Here is a 7,608-nt window from a genome sequence, read left to right on the forward strand (position 1 = left end):
CCTCAGGAGGCGGTGAGCTCCCCCGGCTTCGGCACCTGCCCGTTCTCCTCCGGCGCGGCCGGCGCGGGCGCCGTGCTCAGGCCGCGCTTGACCGAGTCCAAGATGGACAGTCCCTGGCCGACGAGCCCGGCGGCCATCTCGCCGAGGCCGTCGGCGCCGTTGAGGATGTTGACGTTTGCCCCCGACAGGCCCCGGCCGGCTTCCTTGACGATCTGCGGCAGCTGGTCGATGAGCATCCGGTCGAGCGCGACCCGGTTGTGCGACGCGGCCGCCTGCGCCTGCACCCGCATCTTCTCCGCCTCGGCGACCGCGAGGATGCGGATCCGCTCGGCCTCGGCGTCGGCGGGCTTGATCACCTCGGCCACCAGCTGCTGCTGCCGCAGTTCGGCTTCGCGCTGGGCCAGCTCGGTGCGCGCGTCGATGACCTCCTGCTGCGCGCGGGCCTGCGCGAGCGGGCCGGCCTGAGCGGCCTGGGCCTGCGCCGCTTCGACCTCGGCGCGGTACCGCGCCTGCACGATCGACGTCTGCCGGGCGTACTCGGCCTGCGTCCGCTGCGACTCCTGTTCGGCTTCGGCCGCGGTCTTGTTCGCCACGGCTTGGGCGATTTGGGCGTCCCGCTGGATGGCGGCGTTGTGCGGCGCGGCCATCGCGGCGATGTAGCCGAGCTTCATGTCGTCGATCGACTGGATCTGCAGGGCGTCGACGGTGAGCCCGATCTTCGCCATCTCCACCGCCGAGCCGTCCAGCACCTCGGTGGCGAGCTTCTGCCGCTCGGTGATGATCTCCTCGACGGTCATCGACCCGATGATGGACCGCAGGTGCCCGGCGAAGATCCGGCCGGTCAGCACGGACATCTGGTCCTGGTCGGAGAGGAACCGCTGGCCGGCGTTGACGATGCTCTCGGTGTCGTTGCCGACCTTGAACGCGATCACCGCCCGCACGGTCAGGGCGATGGCCTGCTTGGTGACGCACACTTCGGTCACTTCGGCTTCGCACATGGCAAGCGTGAGGAACCGGACTTTCCGGAAGACCGGCATGACGAACGCGCCGTGGCCCGTGACGACCCGGAACGGCGACGCGCCCTTGCTGTTCTTGCCCCCGGAGATCAGCATCGCCTCGTTGGGAGCCGGCACGCGATAACCGAACATCGAATGTCCTTCTGCGAACGCTATCGAGCGGGATCCGAGGCGTCCCACGCCACGACGTCGACCGTGCGCCGGCCCCGGGTTTCCACGACCAGGACGGTCGTGCCCTTCGGCAGCTCCGTGTCGGACCAGGCAAGGAAGGTTTCCAGGCCGCCCCTGATCCTGATCAGCACCTCCCCGGGGCCCCGCTGCCCGCGGGTGCCGACCAGGAGGACTCCGGTGCGGCCGGACGGGGAGAGATCGGAGTGCATGGTGCCGACCTCCCTCCGTGGCGGCCTCGGTGCGGGTTCACCCCCGCTCACTTCATTGTGCTCCCGCCGGACGCACGGCGTGGGCACTGTGAGGTTCCGATCAGGAAGGCAACCGGACGGGCCGCTCGGGCGTACGCGGCTATACTCGCGGATCGTGACCGTCGAGCAACGTCCCCTGCGCGCGGACGCCCGGCGCAATCGGGAGGCGCTGGTCGCGGCGGCGCGGGAAGTGTTCGGCGCCAAGGGCGTCGACGCCCCGCTGGACGAAATCGCCCGCCGCGCGGAGGTCGCGATCGGCACCCTCTACAACCGGTTCCCGACGCGGGCGGACCTCGTCGAAGCCGCGTTCCTGCCGACGCTGGAAGAGGCCAGGGCTGTGTCGGAGGCGGCCCTCGCGTGTGAAGACCCGTGGGAGGGTTTCGTCCTGTTCCTCGAACGGTCGGTGCGGATGCTGGTGGCCGACCGCGGCTTCACCGAGGTGTGCTCCCGGACGTTCGACCCGGCGTCGGGGCTGGAGAAAGCCAAGCAGGCCAACGCTTCCCGGATGAACCGGATCATCTCGCGCGCCCAGGAGGCGGGTCTCCTGCGACCGGACTTCCGCGGCGAGGACCTGGCGGTGGTGTTCGCCGGCGCCTCCGCGGCGCGGGACTGGCGGCGCGGGCTCGCCCTGGTGCTCGAGGGGCTGCGCCCGGGATGACCTGGCTCGCGGACACGGCCACCTCGTACGACACGGTGGCGTCGAGCTACGCCGAGTTCGTGTCGGACGCGCTGGACGAACAGCCGTACCTGCGGGCGGCGCTGACGCTGTTCGCCTCGCAGGTCGACGGACCGGCGGTGGACGTCGGCTGCGGCCCGGGGCACTTCACGGCGTACCTGGCTTCGCTGGGTGTCGACGCGTCCGGCATCGACCTGTCGCCGGGGATGGTCGACCTGGCCCGCCGGGCGCATCCGGAGCTGCGGTTCGAGGTGGGCTCGATGACGGACCTCGCGCTGCCGGACGCGTCGGTCGCGGGCGTGCTGGCGTCCTGGTCGCTGATCCACGTCCCGGACGACGCGGTGCCGGTGACGCTGAGCCACTTCCGCCGCGTCCTGCGCACGGGCGGCCTGCTGGTGATCGGGTACCACGTGGGGGCGGGAACGCGCCTGAAGACGCAGGGCTACGGCGGCCACCCGATGCGGGTCCACGTCCACCTGCGCCAGCCGTGGTGGCTGGCCCGGCGGGTGCGGGAGGCCGGGTTCACGGTCGAGGCGGAGTGGGCGCTGCGCCCGGAAGCCGAGGTGTCGCAGGCGATCCTGTTCGCGCGGGTCTAGGCGGTACGGCCCGCCTCGAGCACCGTGAGGTCACGCACGGCGTACCGGTGGTGCTCGGCTTCCTCCTTCAGCACCACCTTCAGGCAGCGGCGCACGACGTACTCCTCGTCGGGGTACATGCCGCCCGGCTTGCGGCCGCACACCCGGTCGAGTTCGGTGGCGGTGAGCCCGTCGACGACCCGCCGCATCGCCGACATACGGGCGAGCCGAGGCGCGAGCACCTCGTCGAGCGTCGGGGTGGCTTCGAGGGTGAGGCCGAGCTTTGCTGCCTCGTCCGGTGGTGTCCCGCCGGCGGGCAAGCCCAACGGGTGGTAGGGCGCTTCCTCCTCGAGCACGGCGCTGCCGAGCCAGGCGTCGCCGGCGAAGAGCAGGTGCCGTTGCGTCTCGACGAACGACCACTCGCCGCCGACCCGCTCGTGCAGCGCGGCCTCGGGCAGCAGCCTCGCCCGGTCGAGCGTCGCGCTCCAGGAGGACTCGATGGCGTCCCAAGCCGTTCGGTAGTCCTCGGGAGAAGCCGCGTTCCGCGCGAGCGCCCGCGCGGGGTGCCGGCGGTCGAGCTCGGCCTCGACGTAGGCGGTGACGTCGACGTCGTTGACGATCAGACGCTCGAAGTAGCCACCGAGGGAGACGTCGCGGCCGTAGCAGTCGACGATCTTCAGCCCGGTCACCTCGCAATCCCGGATTTCGAGGCCGGCGAGGTCGCACAGGTGGATACGGGCACCGCGGAACTGGTCGCTCTGGGCGTATTCGGAAACCATCGGAGCAGTCTCCCAGGACTCAGGCGAACGCCTGCTCGGCGAAGCTGAGACCGCCGCGTTCGGCCATGGTCAGCACCTGCCGGGGGACGTGCTGCGAGGGCCTGCGCACGTACTGCCGGAAGCCCCGCGCCCGGAACTTCAGCGCGAATTCGTGCCCCTCCAGGTGCCACGAGGGATACGGCCGGTCGTCCGGTGGGGCGAGGCGGTGGAGGTCCGCCAGCTCCAGGTGGCCGTACAGCGGGCCGATGTCGCCGGTGAGGTCCCAGACCTGGTCGAACACCAGGGTGGCGGGGGCGACCCAGAACGTGAAGTGCTTCTGCCGGCGGGCGGGCTCGACCCAGGTCACGACGTAGTCCAGGCCAGCAGGAGCCGGCTCGGGGGCAGGTCGTCGTCTTCGAGGAGGCTGATCGCGTGGACGCGGCAGTCGTGCCAGCCCATCCGGGCGAAGTCCGCGTCGGTCCAGAGGGCCTTGGACAGGCCGGACGGGTCGATCACGACAGGCGCTCCCCCACGAACTTCACGATCTCCGGCAGTGCTCCCCGCCAGTATTCGTCATCGTGGCCGCCCGGGGAAAAGCGGGACACCTCGGGCGAAACCGCCTTCACCAGCCGGCGGTTCGCGGTCAGGAACGGGTCCGACTCGCCGCACCACACGCCCGAGCCCGCGGGGTGCAGGTCGGCCGGGTGCAGCAACGGTTCATCGTCGCGCCAGTTCGGTTCGTCCGCGAACACCTTGCGGCTGCGGGCGTCCGGCCAGCTGACGAACAGGGCCGCGCTCGCCGTCGCCACCGCCTTCAGGTCCGGGTGGGCGCGGGCGTATCGCAGTGCGCCGAAGCCGCCCATCGAAATGCCGAACGCCGCCGAGGGCGGGCGCAGGTCGCGGGCGGCCAGCCAGGCCGGGACTTCGTCGGTGAGCATGCGCTGGGGGTCGTCGGCCCCGGCGGTCTTCACCCAGTAGTGGTCGCCGTCGAGAGCCGCGATGGCGAACGGTGGGGTGCCGGTGCGGACCGCCGCCGTCAGCACGTCCGGGACACCCAGGGACAGGAACGTGCGGGCCCGGGCGCCGCGGCCGTGCAGGGCCAGGCACACCGGCAGCCCTGCGGACGGCACTCCGGACGGGGTGATGAGCACCAGGTCGACGTCCGTGCCGCGGGCCGCCGAGGGCATGCGCTGAACCGTCACCGGTCCGGGTGGGGCCGAGGGGCGGGACGGGGCCGGCACCGGAGGCGGGCCGGGTGGGGGTTCGGGCGACGAGCAGCCCGCCAGCAGCGCCAGTGCGCTGCCGGCGAGCAGACCGCGGCGGGAGAGCACGGGTCAGCCCCGGCTCTCCTCCTCCGCGAACTCGTCGTCTTCGGCGTCTTCGGCTTCGCGAGGCGCCTTGTACGGGTCGGCTTCGCCCGCGTGCTGGGCTCCCGCCGAGCGGCGCGCGACCTCTGCGTCGGCCTCACGGGCCTTCGCGAGCAGGTCCTCGATCCGCTTCGACTCCTCGGGAATCGTGTCGGCGACGAACGTCAGCGTGGGCGTGTAGCGGACGCCGGTGCCCTGCCCGACCTTCGTGCGGAGCATCCCGCGCGCCGATTCGAGCGCGGCCGCGGCACCGGCGAAGTCCGGAGGGGTGTCCAGCTTCTCGCCGAGCACCGTGTAGTACACCGTGGCGTCGTGCAGGTCGCCGGTGACCTTCGTGTCCGTGATGGTCACGTAGTCCAGCCGGGTGTCCTTGACCTCGTGTTCGATCGCCGACGCGACGATCTGCGAGATCCGCTTGGCGAGCTTGCGAGCCCGAGCAGGATCGGCCATGTCGTTCTCCTAGGAAGATCTAATCGTCCGGTCCGAGCAGCCGGCGCCGGGCGGAAAGCAGTTCGAACTCCGGCCGGCTCGCCACGTACCGCTCACACGAGTCGAGCACGTCGCGGACGTGCTCGCCACCTTCGGCGACCACGGCCACCCCGATGAGGGTCCGGCGGTGCAGGTCGGTGTGCCCGGCTTCGGCCACCGAAACGGCGAAGCGCTTGCGCACCTCGGCCAGCACCGGACGGACCACGGATCGCTTCTGCTTCAGCGAATGGACGTCGCCGAGCAGGATGTCGAGCTCGAGAGCTCCGACGAACATAGGCAGATTGGGTGGTGTAGTAGGGAGACGCCGGGTGTGCGCCGAAACGCACACCCGGCGTCGAACTTCCTTACGCTCGCGGCTTCTCGCGCTGCTCGTACGTCTCGATCGAGTCGCCGACCTTGAGGTCGCCGTACGAACCGAGCGTCAGACCGCACTCGTAGCCCTCGCGGACCTCGACCACGTCGTCCTTGAACCGCCGCAGCGAGCTGATCGGCAGGTTCTCCGCGACGACGGTGCCGTCGCGCAGGAGACGGGCCCGGGCGTTGCGCCGGATCTCGCCGGACATGACCAGGCAACCCGCGATCGTGCCGATCTTGGAGGACTTGAAGACCTCGCGAACCTCCGCGCGGCCCAGCTCGACCTCTTCGTACTCCGGCTTGAGCATGCCCTTGAGGGCCTGCTCGATCTCGTCGATCGCCTGGTAGATGACCGTGTAGTACCGGACGTCGACGCCCTCGCGGGTGGCCCGCTCCGTCGCCTTGCCCTGGGCGCGGACGTTGAACCCGAGGACGATCGCGTCGGACGCGGTCGCCAGGTCGATGTCCGACTCGGTCACGCCACCGACACCGCGGTGGACCACGTTCAGCTCGACCTCGTCGCCGACGTCCAGCTGGAGCAGCGAGGCTTCGAGGGCCTCGACCGTACCCGAGTTGTCACCCTTGATGATCAGGTTGAGGCTGTTCGTCTCCTTCAAGGCGGAGTCGAGGTCCTCGAGGCTGACCCGCTTGCGGCGCGACGCGTTGAGCGCGTTCCGCGTGCGAGCCGAGCGGCGCTCGGCGATCTGCCGGGCGACGCGGTCCTCGTCGACCACCAGGAAGGTGTCGCCCGCGCCGGGCACCGACGTGAAGCCGATGACCTGGACCGGACGCGAAGGCAGCGCCTCGGTGACGTCGACGTTGTGCTCGTCGACCATCCGGCGGACGCGGCCGTAGGCGTCACCCGCCACGACCGAGTCACCGACGCGCAGCGTGCCGCGCTGGACCAGGACGGTGGCCACCGGGCCGCGGCCGCGGTCGAGGTGCGCCTCGATCGCGACACCCTGGGCCTCCATGTCCGGGTTGGCCCGGAGGTCCAGAGCGGCGTCCGCGGTCAGCAGGATCGCCTCGAGCAGGCCGTCGATGTTGATGTTCTGCCGCGCGGAGATCTCGACGAACATCGTGTCGCCGCCGTACTCCTCGGCGACCAGGCCGTACTCGGTCAGCTGCTGCCGGATCTTGTCCGGGTTCGCGCCTTCCTTGTCGATCTTGTTGATCGCGACCACGATCGGGGCCTTGGCGGCCTGCGCGTGGTTGATCGCCTCGACCGTCTGCGGCATCACACCGTCGTCGGCCGCCACCACGATCACCGCGATGTCGGTCGAGTTCGCACCACGGGCACGCATGGCGGTGAACGCCTCGTGACCCGGGGTGTCGATGAAGGTGATCAGGCGCGGGTTGCCCTCGAGCTCGGTCTCGATCTGGTACGCACCGATGTGCTGCGTGATGCCGCCGGCCTCGCTCTCGCGGACCTTCGTCTTCCGGATCGTGTCGAGCAGGCGGGTCTTACCGTGGTCGACGTGACCCATGATGGTCACGACCGGCGGCCGGACCTGCAGATCCTCTTCGCCACCCGCGTCGTCGCCGTAGGTGATGTCGAAGGTCTCCAGCAGCTCGCGGTCCTCCTCCTCGGGGCTGACGACCTGAACGTTGTAGTTCATTTCGCCGCCGAGCAGCTCGAGGATGTCGTCCGACACGGACTGCGTCGCGGTGACCATCTCGCCGAGGTGGAAGAGCACCTGCACCAGCGAAGCCGGGTTGGCGTCGATCTTCTCGGCGAAGTCGGTCAGCGAGGCACCACGCGGCAGCCGGATCGTCTCGCCCTGGCCCTTGGGCAGGCGGACGCCGCCGACGCTGGGCGCCTGCATGTTGTCCATGTACTCCTGGCGCTTCTGCCGCTTCGACTTGCGACCCTTGCGCGAGGGACCACCCGGACGCCCGAAGGCACCCGCGGTACCGCCACGGCCACCGGGGCCGCCACGACCGCCGCCGCCAC

11 protein-coding genes are annotated in these 7,608 nt (G+C 70.7%); 2 read left to right on the top strand and 9 right to left on the bottom strand.

From position 1 onward, the window contains the following. Positions 1-2: 2 nt before the first annotated feature. The gene (locus C2L59_RS28090; protein WP_103352517.1) at positions 3-1,148 is read right to left on the bottom strand and encodes a flotillin family protein; all 1,146 of its coding nucleotides are present in this window, start codon (positions 1,146-1,148) and stop codon (positions 3-5) included. A gap of 20 nt (positions 1,149-1,168) precedes the next feature. Continuing rightward, positions 1,169-1,396, bottom strand: a complete 228-nt coding sequence (locus C2L59_RS28095) for a hypothetical protein (RefSeq protein WP_103352518.1) — start codon at positions 1,394-1,396, stop codon at positions 1,169-1,171. A 154-nt stretch (positions 1,397-1,550) separates the two neighbouring features. Between C2L59_RS28095 and C2L59_RS28100 the strand changes: the two genes are divergently transcribed. Beyond that, positions 1,551-2,093 carry a TetR/AcrR family transcriptional regulator gene (locus C2L59_RS28100; protein WP_103352519.1) on the top strand — a complete coding sequence of 181 codons (543 nt, stop codon included), beginning with the start codon at positions 1,551-1,553 and terminating at the stop codon, positions 2,091-2,093. Continuing rightward, positions 2,090-2,707, top strand: a complete 618-nt coding sequence (locus C2L59_RS28105; protein WP_103352520.1) for a class I SAM-dependent methyltransferase — start codon at positions 2,090-2,092, stop codon at positions 2,705-2,707. The genes C2L59_RS28100 and C2L59_RS28105 overlap by 4 nt, the downstream gene beginning before the upstream one ends. Here the strand turns inward: C2L59_RS28105 and C2L59_RS28110 are convergent. From C2L59_RS28110 to infB, 7 genes are all read right to left on the bottom strand, one after another. Then, a complete protein-coding gene (locus tag C2L59_RS28110) occupies positions 2,704-3,465 on the bottom strand; it encodes a DinB family protein (protein ID WP_103352521.1) in 762 nt (253 codons plus the stop codon). The genes C2L59_RS28105 and C2L59_RS28110 overlap by 4 nt on opposite strands. A 19-nt stretch (positions 3,466-3,484) precedes the next feature. Then, positions 3,485-3,811: a hypothetical protein gene (locus C2L59_RS28115; RefSeq protein ID WP_199199286.1), complete on the bottom strand. Its 327-nt coding sequence runs from the start codon at positions 3,809-3,811 to the stop codon at positions 3,485-3,487. Next, the gene (locus tag C2L59_RS48230) at positions 3,808-3,960 is read right to left on the bottom strand and encodes a hypothetical protein (protein ID WP_199199287.1); all 153 of its coding nucleotides are present in this window, start codon (positions 3,958-3,960) and stop codon (positions 3,808-3,810) included. Before C2L59_RS48230 ends, C2L59_RS28115 begins: the two co-directional genes overlap by 4 nt. Beyond that, positions 3,957-4,775 (bottom strand): alpha/beta hydrolase family protein, encoded by an 819-nt coding sequence (locus C2L59_RS28120; protein WP_103352522.1) that lies wholly within the window; start codon positions 4,773-4,775, stop codon positions 3,957-3,959. Before C2L59_RS28120 ends, C2L59_RS48230 begins: the two co-directional genes overlap by 4 nt. Before the next feature lie 3 nt (positions 4,776-4,778). After that, positions 4,779-5,261: a 30S ribosome-binding factor RbfA gene (gene rbfA / locus C2L59_RS28125; protein ID WP_103352523.1), complete on the bottom strand. Its 483-nt coding sequence runs from the start codon at positions 5,259-5,261 to the stop codon at positions 4,779-4,781. A 19-nt stretch (positions 5,262-5,280) separates the two neighbouring features. Continuing rightward, entirely contained in the window at positions 5,281-5,574 is a 294-nt protein-coding gene (locus C2L59_RS28130) for a DUF503 domain-containing protein (RefSeq protein ID WP_003083991.1), read from the bottom strand. 70 nt (positions 5,575-5,644) lie between these two features. Continuing rightward, on the bottom strand, positions 5,645-7,608 hold a 1,964-nt coding region (infB, locus tag C2L59_RS28135; RefSeq protein ID WP_103352544.1), incomplete at its 5' end, for a translation initiation factor IF-2.

The organism is Amycolatopsis sp. CA-128772 (genome assembly GCF_002904295.1).
Taxonomy (GTDB): Bacteria; Actinomycetota; Actinomycetes; order Mycobacteriales; family Pseudonocardiaceae; genus Amycolatopsis.

What these genes read in the sequence shown, in the direction of transcription:
- rbfA (WP_103352523.1), bottom strand. Translation starts at nt 5,261, where the DNA reads ATGGCCGATCCTGCTCGGGCTCGCAAGCTCGCCAAGCGGATCTCGCAG.
- C2L59_RS28105 (WP_103352520.1), top strand. Translation starts at nt 2,090, where the DNA reads ATGACCTGGCTCGCGGACACGGCCACCTCGTACGACACGGTGGCGTCG.
- C2L59_RS28090 (WP_103352517.1), bottom strand. Translation starts at nt 1,148, where the DNA reads ATGTTCGGTTATCGCGTGCCGGCTCCCAACGAGGCGATGCTGATCTCC.
- C2L59_RS28130 (WP_003083991.1), bottom strand. Translation starts at nt 5,574, where the DNA reads ATGTTCGTCGGAGCTCTCGAGCTCGACATCCTGCTCGGCGACGTCCAT.
- C2L59_RS28110 (WP_103352521.1), bottom strand. Translation starts at nt 3,465, where the DNA reads ATGGTTTCCGAATACGCCCAGAGCGACCAGTTCCGCGGTGCCCGTATC.
- C2L59_RS28095 (WP_103352518.1), bottom strand. Translation starts at nt 1,396, where the DNA reads ATGCACTCCGATCTCTCCCCGTCCGGCCGCACCGGAGTCCTCCTGGTC.